The sequence below is a fragment of the Streptomyces sp. NBC_00872 genome, from assembly GCF_045161915.1.
Classification (GTDB): Bacteria; Actinomycetota; Actinomycetes; order Streptomycetales; family Streptomycetaceae; genus Streptomyces.
Window position 1 is genome coordinate 3169551 of record NZ_CP108806.1, and the last position, 18858, is coordinate 3188408.

Annotated in this window: 10 protein-coding genes; 3 read left to right on the forward strand and 7 right to left on the reverse strand. The window is 72.5% G+C overall.

The window, feature by feature from the left end; all coding sequences use genetic code 11:
* Positions 1 to 76: 76 nt before the first annotated feature.
* A complete protein-coding gene (locus OG214_RS13445; protein ID WP_405984867.1) occupies positions 77 to 3613 on the reverse strand; it encodes an ATP-dependent helicase in 3537 nt (1178 codons plus the stop codon).
* 437 nt (positions 3614 to 4050) lie between these two features.
* Entirely contained in the window at positions 4051 to 4446 is a 396-nt protein-coding gene (locus OG214_RS13450; RefSeq protein ID WP_363080870.1) for an MGMT family protein, read from the reverse strand.
* A gap of 533 nt (positions 4447 to 4979) precedes the next feature.
* Here OG214_RS13450 and OG214_RS13455 point away from each other — a divergent pair.
* The 3 genes from OG214_RS13455 to OG214_RS13465 all read left to right on the forward strand — a co-directional run bounded on the left by OG214_RS13455 (position 4980) and on the right by OG214_RS13465 (position 11244).
* Complete coding sequence (locus OG214_RS13455; protein ID WP_405987493.1) at positions 4980 to 7688, forward strand: lysylphosphatidylglycerol synthase domain-containing protein; 2709 nt, start codon at positions 4980 to 4982, stop codon at positions 7686 to 7688.
* A 185-nt stretch (positions 7689 to 7873) separates the two neighbouring features.
* A complete protein-coding gene (locus tag OG214_RS13460) occupies positions 7874 to 9469 on the forward strand; it encodes an alpha/beta hydrolase (protein WP_363080862.1) in 1596 nt (531 codons plus the stop codon).
* 161 nt (positions 9470 to 9630) lie between these two features.
* Positions 9631 to 11244 carry an alpha/beta hydrolase gene (locus OG214_RS13465; RefSeq protein WP_363080861.1) on the forward strand — a complete coding sequence of 538 codons (1614 nt, stop codon included), beginning with the start codon at positions 9631 to 9633 and terminating at the stop codon, positions 11242 to 11244.
* A 94-nt stretch (positions 11245 to 11338) separates the two neighbouring features.
* Here the strand turns inward: OG214_RS13465 and moeZ are convergent, their stop codons facing one another.
* The 5 genes from moeZ to OG214_RS13490 form a co-directional block, all read right to left on the reverse strand.
* Complete coding sequence (gene moeZ / locus OG214_RS13470) at positions 11339 to 12517, reverse strand: adenylyltransferase/sulfurtransferase MoeZ (protein ID WP_363080860.1); 1179 nt, start codon at positions 12515 to 12517, stop codon at positions 11339 to 11341.
* Positions 12518 to 12705: 188 nt separating this feature from the next.
* Positions 12706 to 13680: an NAD(P)-dependent oxidoreductase gene (locus OG214_RS13475; RefSeq protein ID WP_093595720.1), complete on the reverse strand. Its 975-nt coding sequence runs from the start codon at positions 13678 to 13680 to the stop codon at positions 12706 to 12708.
* 148 nt (positions 13681 to 13828) lie between these two features.
* Positions 13829 to 15031: a hypothetical protein gene (locus OG214_RS13480; RefSeq protein ID WP_405984868.1), complete on the reverse strand. Its 1203-nt coding sequence runs from the start codon at positions 15029 to 15031 to the stop codon at positions 13829 to 13831.
* Positions 15024 to 16940 (reverse strand): glycosyltransferase, encoded by a 1917-nt coding sequence (locus OG214_RS13485; protein WP_405987494.1) that lies wholly within the window; start codon positions 16938 to 16940, stop codon positions 15024 to 15026. Before OG214_RS13485 ends, OG214_RS13480 begins: the two co-directional genes overlap by 8 nt.
* 189 nt (positions 16941 to 17129) lie before the next feature.
* Positions 17130 to 18836, reverse strand: a complete 1707-nt coding sequence (locus tag OG214_RS13490) for a dipeptide ABC transporter ATP-binding protein (RefSeq protein WP_405987495.1) — start codon at positions 18834 to 18836, stop codon at positions 17130 to 17132.
* Between the last annotated feature and the right edge of the window lie 22 nt (positions 18837 to 18858).

An 18858-nucleotide genomic window follows, 5' to 3' on the forward strand; every position in this document is an offset into this window, starting at 1 on the left:
CGCTGACGGTGCTCGGCGGCCCGCTCACTCCGCGATGCCCGGCGGGCGGTTCACCCCGCGATGCCCGGCGAACCGTTCACTCCACGATCTGCCGGCCCTCCGGCCGTGCGCTGCACGAGGCGCGGAAGGCGCAGTTGGCACAGTGTCCCCCTGTGGTGGGGGTGAACCGTTCGTCCAGTACACGGCCGGCGGCGGTGGTGAGCAGTTCGCCGACCCACTCCCCCGCGAGCGGCTCCTGCGCCTGGACCTTGGGGAGCTGCTCGCCGCCCTCCTTCTTCGGCGCGGACTGGCGCAGTTGTACGAGTTCGGCGCCGCCCGGCTCCGGACGGCGGCCGTCGAAGACCTCGTCCAGCGCGCCCTCCCGCACGGCGAGCTGGTAGACGGCGAGCTGCGGGTGGTGGGCGACCTCGTCCTTGGTGGGGGCCTGCTTGCCGGTCTTGAAGTCGACGACATAGGCGCGGCCTTCGGTGTCCCGCTCCACGCGGTCCATGGAACCCCGGATACGCACCTCGTACGCGCCCGCTTCGAGGGTGACGTCGAAACCGTGCTCCGTGGCGGCCGGGACGCGTCCCCCGCGGTCCATGACATGCCAGCGCAGAAAGCGTTCGAGCGCGACGCGCGCGTGCTCCTTCTCCTGCTGGGACTTCCAGGGGGCGTCGAAGGCGAGCGCGTCCCATACGGAGTCCAGCCGCTCCATGAGGACGGCGAGATCCGCGGGGGTACGGCCGGAGGCGACCTCGTCGGCCAGGACATGGACGACATTGCCGAAGCCCTGGGCGGCGGTGGCGGGCTCGTCCGCCTTCACCTCCCGGCCCAGGAACCACTGGAGCGCGCAGGTGTTCGCCAACTGGTCCAGGGCGCTGCCCGACAGCGCCACGGGCTGGTCCCGGTCGCGCAGCGGGACGGCGCTGCGGGTCGGCTCGTACAGGCCCCACCAGCGGTGGGGGTGCGCGGACGGTACGAGCGGCTGGCCCTCCTCGTCACCGAGCGCCGCGAGCCGGGCGAGGCGGCGTGCGGCGGCGTCGCGCAGGGCCGGTGTCGCCTCCGGGTCAACGGTGGTGGCGCGCAGCTCCGCCACGAGTGCGGCGACGGCGAGGGGGCGGCGGGGGCGGCCGGTGATGTCCCTGGGCTCGACGCCGAGTTCGGTGAGGAAGCGGGAGGGCTGGTCGCCGTCGTCGGCGGGAGCCTTGACGGCGGTGACGACGAGGCGGTCGCGCGCGCGGGTGGCGGCGACATAGAAGAGGCGACGCTCCTCCGTAAGGAGGGCGCCGGGAGTCAGGGGCTCGGCGAGACCGTCGCGGCCGATCCTGTCCGCCTCCAGAAGGGAGCCACGGCGGCGCAGATCGGGCCAGAGACCCTCCTGCACACCCGCGACGACCACGAGCCGCCACTCCAGGCCCTTGGAACGGTGGGCGGTCATCAGCCGTACGGCGTCGGGGCGTACGGCACGGCGGCTGAGGGTGTCGGCGGCGATGTCCTGGGCGTCCAGTTCCTCCAGGAAGTTGAGCGCGCCCCGGCCGCCGGTGCGCTCCTCGGCGCGGGCCGCCGTGTCGAAGAGGGCGCACACGGCGTCGAGGTCGCGGTCGGCGTTACGGCCGGCGGCGCCGCCGCGCAGGGCGGACCGTTCGAGCCGGGCAGGCCAGGAAGTGCCGTCCCAGAGCGCCCAGAGCGCCTCCTGCGCGGTGCCGCCTCCTTCGAGCAGCTCCCGCGCCTTGCGCAGCAGCGCGCCGAGCCGCTGGGCACCCCGGGCGTACGCCGGATCGTGCGCCACGAGCCGCTCGGGCTCGGCGAGCGCGCGCGCGAGCAGCACATCGGAGGACGCGGGCACCCGGTTGCCCCCGGCCCGCTCCTCGTCGCGCAGCGCGCGCCCGAGCCGACGCAGATCGGCGGCGTCCATACCGCCGAGGGGCGAGGAGAGGAGGGCGAGCGCGGTCTCGACATCGAGCAGACCGACGGCACCGGACGCGGCGTCCCGTTCATCCCGTCCGTGCCGCTCGTGCCCATCGGGCCGCTCGGGCCCCTCCGGCCACTCGGGCTCCTCGGGCCACTCGGGCTCCTCGGGCGTGTCCGGGTCGGTGACGTCGTGGGCGGTGACGTCGTGGGCGGTGACGTCGTGGGCGGTGACGTCGTCGTCGGGCGTATCACGGTCGGGCAGGCCCTCGTCCGGTACGCCCTGGCCCGACGCGGGCTCGTTCCGCTCCGGCCCTGACGGTGGACGGAGCGCGGCCTCGGCCACCGCGCGGAGCGCCGTCAGCAGCGGGGACACCGCCGGTTCATGGCGAAGGGGCACATCGTCGCCGTCCACCTCCAGGGGGACGCCCGCCGAGGTCAGGGCACGGCGGATGGAGGGGATGGTGCGACCGCCCGCCCGGACCAGGACCGCCATGTCGTTCCAGGGGATGCCGTCCTCCAGATGCGCGCGGCGGAGGATGTCGGCGATGTTCTCCAGCTCCGTCGAAGGAGTCGGGAACGTGTACGTCTCGACCCGGCCGCCCTCCCGCACCGGCACCGGCTCGCGATGCGCCTGGACCTTCGCGGAAGGCAGCCGGGTGAGCGGCATACGGCGGGTGAGCAGCCGGGTCGCGGCGAGCAGCGTCGCGCCGGAACGGCGGGAGGTGCCGAGGACCGCCACCGGTGCCGGGCGGCCGTCCGCGCGCGGGAAGGCGTACGGAAAGTCCAGGATGCCGTTCACGTCGGCGCCGCGGAACGCGTAGATGGACTGGTCCGGATCGCCGAAGGCGACCAGCGTGCGGCCCTGGCCGGCCAGCGCGCCCAGCAGCCGGACCTGCGCCGGGTCGGTGTCCTGGTACTCGTCGACGAACACCGCGTCGTACTGGGCGACGAGCCGTTCCGCGACCTCGCGGCGGCCCGCCAGCAGCACCGCCCGGTGGACCAGCTCCGCGTAGTCGAGTACGCCCTGCATGTCCAGGACGTCCAGATACTCCGCGAGGAAGGAAGCGGCGGCCGACCAGTCGGGACGACCCGTGCGCCGCGCGAAGGCCGCCAGCGAGTCGGGACCGAGGCCCAGCTCACGGCTCCGGGCGAGCACCGCCCGTACCTCGTCGGCGAAGCCGCGCGTGGTGAGACACGCGCGCAGTTCGTCCGGCCATCTCACCCGCCCCCGCCCCTCGCGCTCCAGCACGATCTCGCCCGCGAGCAGATCCCGTACGGCGACGTCCTGCTCGGGACCGGAGAGCAGCCGCAGCGGTTCGGTGAAGAGATCGGCCTCCTGGTGCGCGCGGATCAGGGCGTAGCAGAACGAGTGGAAGGTGGTCGCCTGCGGACCGCGCCTCCCGCCGAGCCGGACGGCCATCCGGTCGCGCAGTTCCACCGCGGCCTTGCGGCTGAAGGTGAGGACCAGGATCCGTTCGGGGTCCGTCCCGCGTCCGATCCGCTCCGCGACCGACTCCACGAGGGTCGTGGTCTTGCCCGTACCCGGGCCGGCCAGCACCAACAGCGGTCCCGAACCGTGGTCAACCACTCCGCGCTGGGCCGCGTCCAGCTCAGGGGGGTCCACCGGGACCGGCGGGGTACGCACCAGTCGGTACGCGCCCGGGATCCGCTGCCGTACCCGTCGGTGCGGGGTACGCCCGGTGAAGGAGGAGGAACTCACGTGGATCGCCGGTCCTGGAAGAGGTGCTGGTGGTGACGCGTGCCGATGACGCTACGCCGCCGGGAGACCGGGACGCGGCCTGTCCGCGGCCCGCTCCGCCGTGCGGAAGAGTCGGTGGGAAGCCCCCGGCCACGAAGCCCCTGGCCACAGAGCCCGTGAGCCCGAAGTCCGTGGCCACGAAGCCCGTGATCTCGAAGCCCGTGATCTCGAAGCCCGTGGCCTGGGAACTCGTGGTCGCGATGCCTGTCGTAGCGGTGCCCGCCGTCGCGCGGACCACGCCCCCGGAGACGGTTCACCCGAGGACCACGCCCCCGGTGCCGGTTCAGTGGTCGTTCCGTGCGCCGGTTCGCGCGCCGTCGCGTGCGCCTTCGTCCGGTCCGTGTGGTCCTCAGCACCCCCGTGGCACATCCCGCCGGGGAGCCGAATGGCGGAAGCTGTCATATGTGAGCCACATCGTCGGCGTCCGCGCCCTCGCCGTCCCAGCGCGCCCGCTTCATGTCCAGCCGCGGCAGATGCCCCTCGGCGCTCCGCGCGGCCTCGCGCAGCGGAGTGCCCTCCTCGCGGTAGTGGTCCAGGGCCGTCAGCTCATGTCCCGGGAGCAGCGCACCGTCCGAACGGACCACCCGCCACCAGGGCACGGCACCCCCGTAGAGGGCCATGGCGCGGCCCACCTGACGCGGTCCCCCCGCGCCGAGCCACTCCGCGACATCGCCGTACGTCATCACACGGCCGGGCGGGATCAGTTCGGCGACGTCCAGCACCCGCTCCGCGTACTCGGGCAGCTCCCCCGGTTCACCGCCCCGGTCCGTGCCCGTTCCCTCGTCGTTCCTCATCCGCACCATCCTGCCGCACACCACCGACACCCCCGCCCGCCCCATCGCCGGGCCGTTCCGGAGCGCGTCCACCCGGTCACCCTGTGTACGTACAGTCGCAAAGGGGCGCATTACGCCCGCCCCGAGCCCCCGCAATGCACCCTGATGCCCCCGTCTGTCGTCGGCTCGTGCCACCATCGTCCCGGCGGTGACTGGTGATACGAGATCAAGAAGAGACGGATTCGGTGGAGGAGCGGGCCGTGCAGCCGACTGCGACGGCCGGCACCTCCGGTGCTGAGCCGCGCCCGGAAACAGCCCCCAGGACACGCGCCGGGGTGACCGGCGGACCCAAGACCGACGAGCCCACGATCGACGGAACCAAGATCGACGGACCCCGGTCGAACGGAGGCCGGGCCGCCGAAGCCCGTACCGCCGGCCCCGAGGCCATCTCCCCCCAGGGCACCCCGGCCCCCCAGAACACCCCGGCCGACGACACCCCGCCCAAGGACATCCCGGCCGAGGGCGCCCTGACCAAGACCATCCCGGTCAAGGACATCCCGCCCAAGGACATCCCGGCCGACGAGATCCCGGCCGAGGGCGCCCCGGCCAGGACCGTCCCGGCCAAGGGCATCTCACCCGAGGACATCCCGGCCGACGACTGTGACACCGGCGCCACCCGCGTCGACCGGGTCTCGGGCGACGAACCACTCCTCGCGGCCCGCGTCCACCGGCCCTCCGATCTCCTGCGGCTGCTGATCGGCGTCCTGGCCATCGCGCTCCTCCTCGGCCTCTCCGCCTTCGCCCACGGCACCACCACCGGGCTGGAACAGGACATCACCAAGGGCACGGGCCAGGCCCCCGACCTGATGGTCAAGGTCGCGGGACTGGTCTCCAGCATCGCCGTGCTGCTCGTCCCCGTCGCCTTCGCGATCGAGCGGCTGATCAAGCGCGACGGACTGCGGATCGCGGACGGCGTCCTCGCCGCCGTACTGGCCCACGGGGTGACACTCGCCACCGACCTCTGGGTCGCCAGATCCGCCCCGGAGTCCATCCAGGACGCGCTGACCCGGCCCCAGCTCGGCACCGGGCTCACCGACCCCGTCCATGGCTATCTCGCCCCCGTCATCGCCTATATGACGGCCGTGGGCATGGCCCGCAGGCCCCGCTGGCGGGTCGTGCTCTGGGTCGTGCTGCTGCTCGACGCCTTCGCGATGCTGGTCGCCGGCTACACCACCCCGTTCTCGATCGCCCTGACCGTGCTGATCGGCTGGAGCGTCGCGTACGGCACGCTCTACGCGGTCGGCTCCCCCAACGTACGGCCCACCGGCCAGACCCTGATGGCGGGTCTGCGCCATGTCGGTTTCCGCCCGGTCAGCGCGATGCGCGCCGAGGACGCGTCCGACTCCGCCGAGCAGGGCGACCGGGGCCGCCGGTACTTGGTCTCGCTGGAGGACGGGCCGCCGCTCGATGTCACCGTCGTCGACCGCGAACAGCAGGCACAGGGCTTCTTCTACCGGGTCTGGCGACAGCTCACACTGCGCTCCTTCACCACCCGCAGCTCCATCCCCTCCCTGCGCCAGGCGCTCGAACAGGAAGCGCTCCTCGCGTACGCGGCCATCGCCGCCGGGGCCAACGCCCCGAAACTGATCGCCACCTCCGAGCTGGGCCCCGACGCCGTCATGCTCGTGTACGAGCACCTGGGCGCCCGGTCCCTGGACTCGCTGCCGGACGCGTCGATCACGGACGAGCTGGTACGGAACGCCTGGCACCAGGTGAAGTCGCTCCAGTCCCGCCGTATCGCGCACCGCAGGCTCACCGGCGACGCGCTCGTCGTGGACCGCTCCGGGAAGGTGATCCTCACCGAGCTGCGCGGCGGTGAGATCGCGGCGGGCGATCTGGTGCTGCGGATGGACACCGCGCAGCTCCTCACGACGATGGGCCTGCGGGTGGGCGCGGAGCGCTCCGTCGCCGCCGCCGTGGAGGTGATCGGCCCGGACGCCGTCGCCGACTGTCTGCCGCTGCTCCAGCCGATCGCGCTGAGCCGCTCCACCCGGGCGACACTGCGCAGGCTCGCCCGTGAGCGGTCGCAGCGCGAGCGCGAGGCGGTGCTCGCGGCGTCCGAGACGAACAAGCGCCTCAGGGCCGCGGACATCGCCGCCGAGGACGGTGACCGCAAGGCCGTACGGAAGTCCCTGCGCGCGGAGAAGCAGGCCGAGAAGCGGGCGATAGACGACGCGCTCGACGAGGCGCGCGAGGAGGATCTGCTCTCCCAGATGCGGCGGCAGGTACTGCTGATCAGGCCGCAGGCGCCGGTCGAACCGGTCCGGCTGGAGCGGATCAAGCCCCGTACGCTCATCAGCTTCATCGCCGGGGCCATCGCCGCGTACTTCCTGCTCACGCAGTTGACACAGCTCGACTTCAACACGGTCGTCAGCCAGGCGCACTGGGGGTGGGTGGCCGCGGCTGCGGCGTTCTCGCTCCTCAGCTATGTCGCGGCGTCGATGAGCCTGCTGGGCTTCGTACCGGAGCGGGTGCCGTTCCGTAAGACGGTCGCCGCGCAGGTCGCCGGTTCCTTCGTCAAGATCGTCGCCCCGGCGGCGGTCGGCGGTGTGGCGCTGAACACCCGCTTCCTCCAGCGCGCGGGGGTACGGCCGGGGCTCGCGGTGGCGAGCGTGGGCGCGTCGCAGCTCTTCGGGCTCGGCGCGCACATCCTGCTGCTGCTGTCCTTCGGCTATCTGACCGGTACGGAGAAGTCGGCCTCGCTCACCCCGTCCAGGACGGTCATCGCGGGGCTGCTGACGGTCGCGGTGCTGGTGCTGGTCGTGACCGCGATCCCGTTCCTGCGGAAGTTCGTGGTGACCCGGCTGCGCTCGCTCTTCGCCGGGGTGGTGCCGCGCATGCTCGATGTGCTCCAGCGGCCGATGAAGCTGATCACCGGTATCGGCGGGATGCTGCTGCTGACCGGTGTGTTCGTGATGTGTCTGGACGCCTCGATCCGGGCGTTCGACAACGGCAACCAGCAGCTCAGCTACGCGAGCATCGCGGTGGTCTTCCTGGCGGGCAGCGCGCTCGGCTCGGCGGCGCCGACACCGGGCGGGGTGGGCGCGATCGAGGGCGCGCTGACGCTGGGACTGATCGCGGTCGGACTGCCCAAGGAGATCGCCGCGCCGGCCGTGCTGCTGTACCGGCTGCTGACGCTGTGGCTGCCGGTGCTGCCCGGCTGGGTGTGCTTCAGCCATCTCACCCGCAGAGGAGAGCTCTAGAGGAGCGATCCGGGAAGCGATTCGGGGAGCGATCCGAGGTCCGACCCGACCGGTCCCGGCGGGCGGTCCCGGCGGGCTCGGCGGGCGGTCCCGGCAGGCCGTCGGCGCGAGCGGCCCGCCGCACCGCGCCACTCGCATGGCCGCTGCCCCGCGCGGCCCGCTCCCCCGGAGCGCACGATGGGTCCATGCCGACCTCCACCACCCGGCGCGGCGCGGCGCTCGCCGCTGTCACCGCCGCCGCACTGCTGGCCGCCACCGGTTGCTCCGCCAACGGGAGCTCCGCCGAGGGCACCAGCTCCAACGGCGGCAGAGCGAACAGCACGGCCGTGCCCAAGAACCTGGGCTCCCAGCGGCTGCGCTGGACGGCGTGCCCGGTTCCCTCGACCGCCGAGGGCGGCGGTACGGCTCCGTCCCCGCTGCCCGGTGGTGCCCAGTGGCAGTGCGCCTCGATGAAGGTCCCCCTCGACTACGCCAAAGCGGGTGGCAAAACGATCGAACTGGCCCTCATCCGGGCCCCGGCACGTGACAAGGCCCGGCGGATCGGCTCGCTCATCTTCAACTTCGGCGGTCCCGGGGGTTCCGGCATCACCGGACTGCCGTCCTTCGCACCGGACTACGAGAAGCTCCGGGCCCGTTACGACCTGGTCAGCTTCGACCCGCGCGGTGTGGGCCGCAGCGACCCCGTGGAGTGCAAGGACGACAAGCAGCTCGACGCGTACTACGCCCAGGACGCCACCCCGGACGACGCCGCCGAGGTGAAGACCTTCACCCAGGGTCTCGCCTCCTACGCGGCGGCCTGCGAGAAGCGCTCCGGCCGCTCACTCCCGTATGTGGGCACGACCAACGCCGCCCGTGACATGGAGCTGATGCGCACGGTCCTCGGCGACAAGAAGCTGTACTACTTCGGCATCTCGTACGGCACCGAACTGGGCGGTGTCTACGCCCACCTGTATCCGAAGTCCGTCGGCCGCGCGGTCCTCGACGCCGTCGTCGACCCGTCCCAGAACGCCGAGCAGGGCTCGCTCGGCCAGACGAAGGGCTTCCAGCTCGCCCTCGACAACTTCGAGAAGGACTGTGTGGCGCGCGGCGACGCCTGCCGGCTGCCCGGCACCACGCCGAAGCAGGTCGAGGGATTCATCACCGGACTGCTCACCCGGCTCGACAAGAAGCCGGTCGCCGGCATCGGCAACCGCAAGTTGACCCAGACCCAGGCCACCAACGGCATTGCCCAGGCGCTCTATTCGAAGCAGTTCTGGCCGTATCTGGAACAGGGGCTCGACGAGGCCGACGGCGGGAACGGCGCGCTGCTGCTCGCGCTGTCCGACGCGATGAACGGACGCGACGAGTACGGCAGGTACAGCAATCTCCAGGCGGCCAACGCGGCCATCAACTGCGTCGACTCCAAGGAGCGTTACACACTGGAGCAGACCAAGGCGAAGCTCCCCGAGTTCCGGAAGGCGTCGCCCGTCTTCGGTGACTTCCTGGGCTGGGGTCTGATGAGCTGTTCCAAGTGGCCGGTGCCCGGGAAGTGGACCCACCCCGACGTCAGCGCGCCCGGCTCGGCCCCGATCCTCATCGTCGGCAACACCGGTGACCCGGCGACCCCGTACGCGGGCGCGAGGGCGATGGCCGAGGCGCTGGGCAAGGGCGTCGGGGTCGAGATCACGTACCACGGCCAGGGCCACGGCTCGTACGACAGCGGAAACGCCTGTGTGCAGGGGGCCGTGAACAACTATCTGCTGAACGGCACAGTGCCCGCGGCGGGAACGGTATGCCGCTAGACCGAACCGCTGGGCCGTGCGCTGGGCCGTGCCGCTGGGCCCTTCCGTCAAGACCTGCCGCTAGGCCGTGCCGTGAAAGCGGCGCCGTCCGCGCGGACTCCGCCCTCGTGGCGGTCTGGACCTCGGTTGTCCTCCACCCTCGGACGGGCTTGAATTGCCCGATGCCCAGACGTTTCCGGATAGCCACCCTGTCCATGCTGTCAACGGGATTGCTGCTGACCGGCGCACTCACCGCGTGCGGCGGAGGTACGGACGACACCCCGCCCGACGCCAAGGCCGCCTCCCCGGTCACCGCCACCACCGCCCCGGGGACGGACCAGGGACAGGGCGCGGAAGCCGGACCGGCGCTCCCCGCGCTGCCGGCCGCGTTCGTCTCGCAGCGGCTGGAGTGGGGGCGGTGCGCGGCCCCCGAGAAGGCACGGGGCAGCGCCGCGAAGGCTCCGGGCTCCGGCTGGCAGTGCGCCACGATGCGGGCGCCCCTCGACTACACCGAGCCGGCCGGCGGGACCATCGGTATCGCCCTGATCCGCTCGGCCGCGCGGGACAAGGACCGCCGGATCGGCTCGCTCCTCTTCAACTTCGGGGGTCCCGGCGGCTCGGGGGTCGCCGCGCTGCCCGGCGCGGCCGGCCTCTTCGACGAGCTCCACGCACGGTACGACCTGGTCGGCTTCGACCCTCGCGGAGTCGCCGAGAGCTCCGGGGTGGTGTGCCGGGACAACCAGCAGACGGAACGGTCCCTCCGTATCGACTCCACCCCGGACACCCCGGCCGAGGAGCAGGACTTCCTCGACGACTCGGCGGCGTTCGGCGCGGGCTGCGTGAAGCGTTCGGGACGGGTACTGCCCTATGTGGGGACCACCAGCGCCGCGCGGGACCTGGATCTGATGCGCCAGGTGCTCGGGGACCGGAAGCTTCACTACTTCGGCTTCTCGTACGGCACCGAACTGGGCGCGGTGTACGCCCACTTGTTCCCGTCGAAGGCCGGGCGGCTCACCCTGGACGCGGTGGTCGATCCGACGGCCGACTACATCGGCCACTCCCGCAACCAGGCGACCGGCTTCCAGCGCGCCCTGGACAACTACTTCGACAGCCGTGACATCAGCGCGAGAAGCGGTACGGCGCGGGTGGTGAAACTGCTCGACCGGCTGGACCGCGAGCCCCTGCCCACCTCCATGGGCCGTACGCTCACCCAGGGCCTCGCCCTGACCGGCATCATCACTCCGCTGTACGGCGAGGAGAGCTGGCCCGAGCTGACGGACGCGCTGGAGAGCGCGGAGAACGGCGACGGCACCGGACTGCTGCGCCTGGCCGACTCGTACAACGACCGTGACGCGCAGGGCCGTTACGGTGTCTCGCACCACGCCCAGCGCGCCATCTCCTGCGCGGACGCCAAGGGCCGGGTGGACGCGGCCGAGGTCAGATCCCGGCTGCTGGCCGACTTCAGCGAGGTGTCGCCGGTCTTTGGCCCCTATCTGGCGTGGGATCTGGCGGGCTGGTGCGCGCGGTGGCCGGTCGCGGGCGAGCACGAGACACCGGAGGTGGCGGCGCCGGGCGCGGACCCGATCCTGGTGATAGGCGGCAAGGGCGATCCCGCGACCCCGTACGAGGGCTCCGAGCGGATGGTCGCGGAGCTCGGCGAGGGCGTCGGCGTCCATCTCACCTTCGAGGGTGAGGGCCATGGCGCGTACACCACCGGGAATCCCTGCGTCACCCGGATCGTGGACGGCTACTTCCTGCGCGGCGAGGTCCCGGCGTCCGGGAAGAGCTGCGCGTAGGTCCTCCCCGTGACGAAGGGGCCGGTCCACACGAGAGTGGACCGGCCCCTTCGGCAGAACCGGCGGAACTGGCAGAGCCGGCGAACCGGCGGAACTAGTAGATCGGCTTCTCCGGCTCGATCTGGTTGACCCAGCCGATGACTCCGCCGCCGACATGCACCGCGTCCGCGAAGCCCGCCGACTTCAGCACCGCGAGCACCTCCGCGCTGCGGACACCCGTCTTGCAGTGCAGGACGATCTTCTTGTCCTGCGGCAGGCCCGCCAGGGCGGTGCCCATCAGGAACTCGTTCTTCGGGATCAGCTTGGCACCGGGGATCGAGACGATCTCGTACTCGTTCGGCTCCCGGACATCGATGATCTCGATGTTCTCGTCGTCGTCGATCCACTCCTTGAGCTGCTTGGGAGTGATCGTCGAACCGGCCGCCGCCTCCTGGGCCTCCTCCGACACGACACCGCAGAAGGCCTCGTAGTCGATGAGCTCGGTGACGGTGGGGTTCTCGCCGCAGACCGCGCAGTCGGGGTCCTTGCGGACCTTGACCTGGCGGTACTGCATCTCCAGGGCGTCATAGATCATCAGCCGGCCGACCAGCGCCTCGCCGACGCCCGTGAGCACCTTGATCGCCTCGGTGACCTGGATCGAGCCGATGGACGCGCAGAGCACGCCCAGCACACCGCCCTCGGCGCACGAGGGCACCATGCCCGGCGGCGGGGGCTCCGGGTAGAGGCAGCGGTAGCAGGGGCCGTGCTCGGACCAGAACACGCTCGCCTGACCGTCGAAGCGGTAGATCGAACCCCAGACATACGGCTTGTTCAGCAGCACACACGCGTCGTTGACCAGATAGCGGGTGGCGAAGTTGTCCGTGCCGTCCACGATCAGGTCGTACTGCGAGAAGATCTCCATCACGTTCTCGGCCTCAAGCCGCTCTTCGTGAAGGATCACATTCACATAGGGGTTGATACCGAGGACGGAGTCACGCGCGGACGCGGCCTTCGACCGGCCGATGTCGGCCTGGCTGTGGATGATCTGGCGCTGCAGGTTCGACTCGTCGACCTCGTCGAACTCCACGATGCCGAGCGTACCGACACCGGCCGCGGCCAGGTACATCAGAGCCGGGGAGCCGAGACCTCCGGCCCCCACACACAGCACCTTCGCGTTCTTCAGCCGCTTCTGCCCGTCCATCCCGACGTCCGGGATGATCAGATGACGGGAGTACCTGCGGACCTCGTCGACGGTGAGCTCGGCAGCGGGCTCGACCAGGGGTGGCAGCGACACAGGGACCTCAACAGGGGGTTGGTCGATGATTCAGTACGGTTCTTGTCCCTGCAACACTGCCACGGCCCCTGTCATTCCGAGACACCCGGTCCGACTCGCGAGATGATCTCGTCCCAGTGGCCGGGCAGTGACCCGGTGACCGGGCACCGGCGCGAACGGCCCGTCGCGCGTCCGGTGGCCGGGGGTGGTCAGATACGGCACGCCGCCTCCATCCAGATGTCCGCGAGTGACTCCTCCAGATTGATCCGGGGCCGCCAGCCGAGCCGGTCGCGGGCGGTGCGTACGTCCGCCTGCTGCCAGCCGCCGCAGCCGTCGGGGTACGGGAAGGGGCCCGCGCCGATGTGTTCCGGCAGCTGCTCACCGCGTGGCGGGCCGATGGTGGCGTGGCCGGGGCGCATCGGCCCCGGGGGCATGTCGAGTTCGTGCAGGGCCCCGGCGTACCCCGCGACCCTCGCCAGCACCGCGGCGGCGTCCCTGAGCTTGACCGCCCGGCCGGTACCGATGTTGACGATGCCCTGGGCGGCGGAGAGCGAGGCGGCGTGCACGGCGCGCGCCACGTCCCGTACGTCCACGAAGTCGCGCTGCACACCGAGTCCGCCGAGCTTCAGCTCGCCGTCGCCCGCCTGCATGGCACGGCGCATGGCCTCCGCGAGCCGGCCGAGCGGGGAGCCCGCCGGGGTGCCAGGACCGACGGGCGAGAAGATCCGGAGCACGATGGCGTCGAGCCCGGAGCCGAGCACCAGCTCGGACGCGGCCAGCTTGCTCACGCCGTACGGGCCGCCGGGGCGCGGCACGGCGTCCTCGGCGGTGGACGAGCCGTGCTGGGAGGGGCCGTACTCGGAGGCGCAGCCGAGCTGCACGAGTCTCGCCCCGCAGCCGCTGCGGCGCAGGGCCTCGCAGACCGTGGCGACGGCGACGGTGTTGTGCCGGGTCAGTTCGCGGGCGCCGCCCCGGGTGGCCCCGGCGCAGTTGATCACGACCCCGGGGTGGACGGCGTCCAGGAAGCGGGTGAGGGCTCCCGGGCTGCCGCCCGCGAGATCGAACCGTACGTCCGCGTCGTCGCCGCGCCCGAGCGCGGTGAGGTGCACGGCGGGGTCGGCGAGCAGCCGGTCGGCCACGAAGCGGCCGAGGAAACCGTTGGCACCGAGCAGCAGGACCCTCATCGCGGTGCCCTTCCGTGCTGACGGGCCCTCGCGGGGGCCGGTGATGGGGATAGCCGGGTCATGTCTGGTGTCTCCTTCATGTTCACGGTGCGAGTGCGGGGCGCTTGCGGGGCGCTGGGGTCGGATGTGCTGGGTCGGATGTGCTGGGTCAGATGTGCTGAGGTCTGGTGTGCGCCGAGGCCCGGGACAGGGTTACGGCGGCGTGGCCGAGCAGTCCGAGGGCGGCGGCTCCACAGGCGAGGGTGGGTACGGCCGACGAGCCCCACATCTCGACCACCCGGGTGACCGGGACGGCGAGCGGATCGCAGCCGGGGAGGCGGCCCGCGAGCACGGACGCGCAGGACAGGACCTCCACGGCGGCGGCCACGGCGAGTCCGGTGGCCGCGGCGTCGGGGAAGCCGTGGACCGTGAGCAGCCGGGCCAGCAGCAGGAGCGTGCCGAGGGTGACGGTGGGGGCGAGGGCTCCGTTCTCGTCGAAGACGAGATTCGCGGTCGCCGCGAGAGCGGTGAGGAGACAGACGTGGAGCCCCACCAGAGCGAGGAGCAGGGGCCGCGCCCCGGCCGTGAACTCGGCCAGTCCATGGCTTTCCGCGAGGCGGCGCCGGGCGCGTACGGAGAAGAGATGGGCGCACCAGGCTGCGGGGGCGACGGCGCACGCCAGCGCGGTGAGGGGGGTCGTGGTGGCGGGCCACGGTCCGTCGGGGCCGCCGGTGACCAGTTCGTCCAGCAGTCCGTCACCGCACAGCAGATAGGCCAGCAGTCCGTAAACCCAGAGGCCGGCCGCGGGGAGCCTGCGGCCGTCGGCGCGCAGCGGCCCGCGCCGGAGACAGACGGAGAGAACGCCGGAGAGCGCGAGGGCGCCGGCCAGGGCTGTCGCGAGCTGCCGCTGCCCGGTGCTGCGTTCGAGCTCCACGAGGGTGAGACAGGCCACGGCGCCGGGCAGCAGCGTGAGCACCGTCCACCACCTGGCGCGTGCGCCGGCTCGCTCTCCGTGCGCCGGAACCGGTCCGTCCGCCGGAATCGGTCCGTCCGCCGGAATCGGTCCGTCCGCCGCGTCCGCGCCGTCCGTTCCGCGTGGCGCACGCGCGTACAGCTCCTCGGCGAGCGAGAAGACGTCCCGGTGCCGGAAGCGGGCGGCGGTCCGGTCGGTGATCCCATGGGCCTCCAGACCGGCGGCGATCTCCAGCGGATCGACGGCTCGCTCGCACAGCTCCCGGTACCGGTGCAGCAGACCCTTGACCGGGTCGCCGCTCCCGCGCCGACGGTCGGGGAAGCCGGGAAGAGCGGGGAAGCCGGGAAGAGCGGGGAGGCCGGGGAAGGGCGTGGTCAGCGGGGTGACTTCGTCAGACATCGCTCTCCCCCACACCCACCGGCGTGCGCCCCGGACGACTCGGCTGTCCCGGGTGACTCGGCTGTCCCGGACGCCCTTGACGTCCCTGACGCTCCTGACGGTCGGTGCTCCAGCGGACAGGGGCGTACATCTCGGCCGGGTGGGCGAAGGGCACGGCGTCCGCCGCCGCCCGCCGTACGGGTACGTGCGAGATCAGTTGCAGATAGATGTCGTCGAACGCCGCGAGATTCTGTTCGACGGTGAAGAGTTCCCGTGCGCGGGCGCGCGCCGCCTCGCCCAGCCGCTCGCGCCGCTCGGGGTCGCGCAGCAGCGCGACACAGGCGTCCGCGAGCGCCCTGGGATTGCGCGGGGGTACCACCAGCCCCGTACCGCCGATGACTTCGACGACCGCTCCCACATCCGTGGAGACCGTCGCACGTCCGCAGAACATCGCCTCGACCAGGCTGATCGGAAAGCCTTCGACCACGCTGGAGAGGACGACCACATCGCCCGCCGCGTAGGCGTCGGGCAGTTCGGGCGTCTCGGGGCCGCCGATCTCCTCGAAGGAGACGGGGTTCTCGCCCGCGGTGTGCGCGTCGACGGCCTCGTCGGGGAAGAGCTGGGCGGCCAGGGCGCGGCAGTGCGCGAGATACGCCGCCGCCCCCGGGCCCTGCGCGGGCGCGCCCACGATCCGCAGCCGCGTACCCGGCTCCGCCGCGTGGACCGCCGCGAACGCGTGCAGCAGCGAGACCAGATCCTTGGCGGGCTCGATCCTGCCGACCCAGACGAGCGTGCCCGGACCGCCGTCGCCGATCCCGCCCGCCGCACCGCCACGGTCCACCGCGCCGGCGCCCGACGCACTGCCACCGCCCGCCGTACCGCCGCCCGCCGAGGAGCCGGCCCGGGAGAAACGCTCCGCCTCCATCCCGGGGTAGACCGTGCGCAGTTTGGCGCGGTCGGCGCCGCACCGCTCCTGCCACCGTCTGGCATGGGCGTTGCCCGGAGTGATGACCTCCGCCTGCCGGTAGATCTCGGCGGCCAGCCGCCCGTGGAAGGCGGCGAGCAGCGCGCGGACCGGTCTGCTCAGCGGGGCGGAGCCCGCCGGAGCGCCGCCAGCGCCCGCCGGAGCGCTCTCCGTGCCCCCGGTCGCGAGGTAGTGCGCCCTGAGCTGGACGCCGTACTCCGTGACCAGCAGCGGTACCCCGAAGAAGCGTTTGGCCAACAGCCCGGGGAGAGCGGCGGATCCACCGGAGGCGGCATGGCAGAGATCGACCGCGCCCAGCGTCCCGTCGTCGTACCAGTCCAGCGACAGGGGGCGCAGAGCGCGCTCCAGCCGATCGGCGAAGGCCAGGAAGTCGGGCACGGTCGCGGCATGCGCGCTCCGGCGCGCGCCGGGTGCACGACAGGCGGATTCCAGCAGCCGTACGGCCGTTTCCGAGCGCAGTGCGCGGTAGAGGCCGCCGCGCTCCCTGGCGAGATCGGCGAGCCCGTAGAGCCCGGCCGCGAAGCCGTCGGAGCTCCCCGCGGGACCGTCCAGGAAGCCGCTGCCCGAGCCGTCCCGCGAGCCGCTCCCCGGGGCGCTCCTGAGGCCGTCCCCGGGGCCGCTCCCCGGGCCGCTCCCGAGGCCGCCCCCCGGCCCGTCCCCGCACACGGCGGCGGCCAGTTGGGCGAAGTGGTCCGCGAACCGGCGCCGGTCGCGACGCCCGTAACCACGGCCGTCGTCCGCCGCCGCCCAGAGCGGCGCCGTACGCACCCGCTGGATCCGGCGCGGCAGCTCTATCCAGCCGCGCTCCACCTGCCGCGCACTGCGGCTCAGTGCGTAGATGTCGAACTCGTGCTGTGCGAGCCCGCGTACGAGCCGGTCGCACCAGAGTCTGGATTCACCCGTCGCATACGGATACCCACCGTCCGTAAGCAGTCCGATCCGCACGAGCACACCCCCGATCTCCCTTGTGGGCAGCCGCCGTTGGCCGGCGACACGCAGCGGGACGACCGTAAGCGGATATGCCGGTGGCGCGACGGACGGTTGTCCGTCGCACCACCGGAAGGGGTGAATGCACGTAACTTTCCCGCACCGGTAGCGTTCTGTCGCGCTACGGAGTGCTGCGGCTACGCAAGGTCAGGCAGCGGGGACCTTCTCGGCAGGCGCCGGAAGCGCCTTCCTGGCCGCGCGGCGCGCGGCGGCGAGCACCGGATCGAGCGCGGGCACGGCGGCGAGCAGCTGCTTCGTGTACGGGTCGGAGGGCGATCCGTACACCTCCTCGACCGTGCCCTGTTCCACGATCGCGCCGTCCCGCATCACGGCGACCCGGTCGCTGACCTGCCGCACCACGGCGAGGTCATGGGCGATGAAGACCAGCGCCAGGCCCAGCTCCCGCTGGAGCTCCGCGAGGAGCGCGACGACCTGCGCCTGGGTGGTCACGTCGAGGGCCGAGACGGGCTCGTCGCAGACGATCAGCCGGGGCTCGGCGGCGAGCGCCCGCGCGATACCGACCCGCTGCCGCTGGCCCCCGCTGAACTCGTGCGGATACCGGTCGTAGCGCTCGGGGTCGAGTCCGACCCGCTCCAGCAGTTCCCGGGCACGGGCGACGATCCGGCGCTCGTCCAGTGCCCCCGCCGCCCGCAGCGGATCGGCGATGGACTCGCCCACCGAGCGGCGCGGGTTGAGCGAGGCGACGGGGTCCTGGAAGACCATCTGCAACTCACGGCGGTACGGCCGCAGTTCCTTCTCGGACACCGCCCCGATCTCCGTGCCCCGGTAGCGCAGCCGCCCGCCGGTCGGGTCCAGCAGCCGGACGAGCATCCGTCCCAGGGTGGTCTTCCCGCTGCCGCTCTCCCCGACGATGCCGAGGGTCTCGCCGGCGCGGACGGTGAGCGACACCCCGTCGACGGCGGTGACGGTCCGCCGCCCGCGCCGGAACTCCCGCCGCAGATCAACGGCTTCGAGCAGCACCCCGTCCGAAGAAGCCGCCCCGTCCGCGGAAGCCACCTCGTCAGAAGAAGCCACCCTGTCCGAGGAAGCCACCTCACCCGGGGCCCGCGTCACCGGCGCGTCCACCCGGGGCACCGCGGAGAGCAGCGTGCGCGTGTACGTCCGGCGCGGCGCTCCCAGCACCTCGGCCACCGGACCGCGCTCCACCTCCCGGCCGTACCGCATCACCAGCACCTCGTCCACGCTCTCCGCCGCGACCCCCACGTCATGGGTGACCAGAAGCAGCCCCATGCCCGTCTCACCGCGCAGGTCGTGGAGGAGATCGAGGATCTGCGCCTGGACCGTCACATCCAGGGCGGTGGTCGGTTCGTCGGCGATCAGCAGACGCGGCTCGCAGGCGAGCGCCATCGCGATGAGGGTGCGCTGGCGCATACCGCCGCTGAACTCGTGCGGTCTGGCGTTCGCCCGGCGCGCCGCGTCCGGGATGCCCACCCGGTCGAGCACCTCGACGGCCCGTGCGCGGGCCGCACGCCGCGAGGCGTCCGTATGGACCCGGTAGACCTCGGCGATCTGGTCCCCGACGGCGTAGTACGGGTCCAGGGACGACAGCGGGTCCTGGAAGACCATCGCGGCCACCGCGCCGCGCAGCGCGCGCAGTTCACGGTCGGAGGCGGTGCCCACGTCCGTACCGCCCACGCGCACCGCGCCGCCGACGCGCGCGCCCGTCCCCCGGTGGAGTCCGAGGAGCGCGCTCGCGACCGTGCTCTTGCCGCTGCCCGACTCACCGACCAGGCCGATCGCCCGGCCCGGGGCGAGTGCGAAGGAGAGCCCGTCGACGGCGCGTACGGTCTCCTCGCCCGAGACGAAGTCGACCGTGAGATCCGCCACCTCGATCAGATTCCCCGTCACCGGTCGC

Excerpts from the sequence above, each read along its gene's own strand:
- OG214_RS13465 (WP_363080861.1), top strand. The coding sequence starts at position 9,631 with ATGCCCAGACGTTTCCGGATAGCCACCCTGTCCATGCTGTCAACGGGA.
- OG214_RS13460 (WP_363080862.1), top strand. The coding sequence starts at position 7,874 with ATGCCGACCTCCACCACCCGGCGCGGCGCGGCGCTCGCCGCTGTCACC.
- OG214_RS13475 (WP_093595720.1), bottom strand. The coding sequence starts at position 13,680 with ATGAGGGTCCTGCTGCTCGGTGCCAACGGTTTCCTCGGCCGCTTCGTG.
- OG214_RS13450 (WP_363080870.1), bottom strand. The coding sequence starts at position 4,446 with ATGAGGAACGACGAGGGAACGGGCACGGACCGGGGCGGTGAACCGGGG.
- OG214_RS13480 (WP_405984868.1), bottom strand. The coding sequence starts at position 15,031 with ATGTCTGACGAAGTCACCCCGCTGACCACGCCCTTCCCCGGCCTCCCC.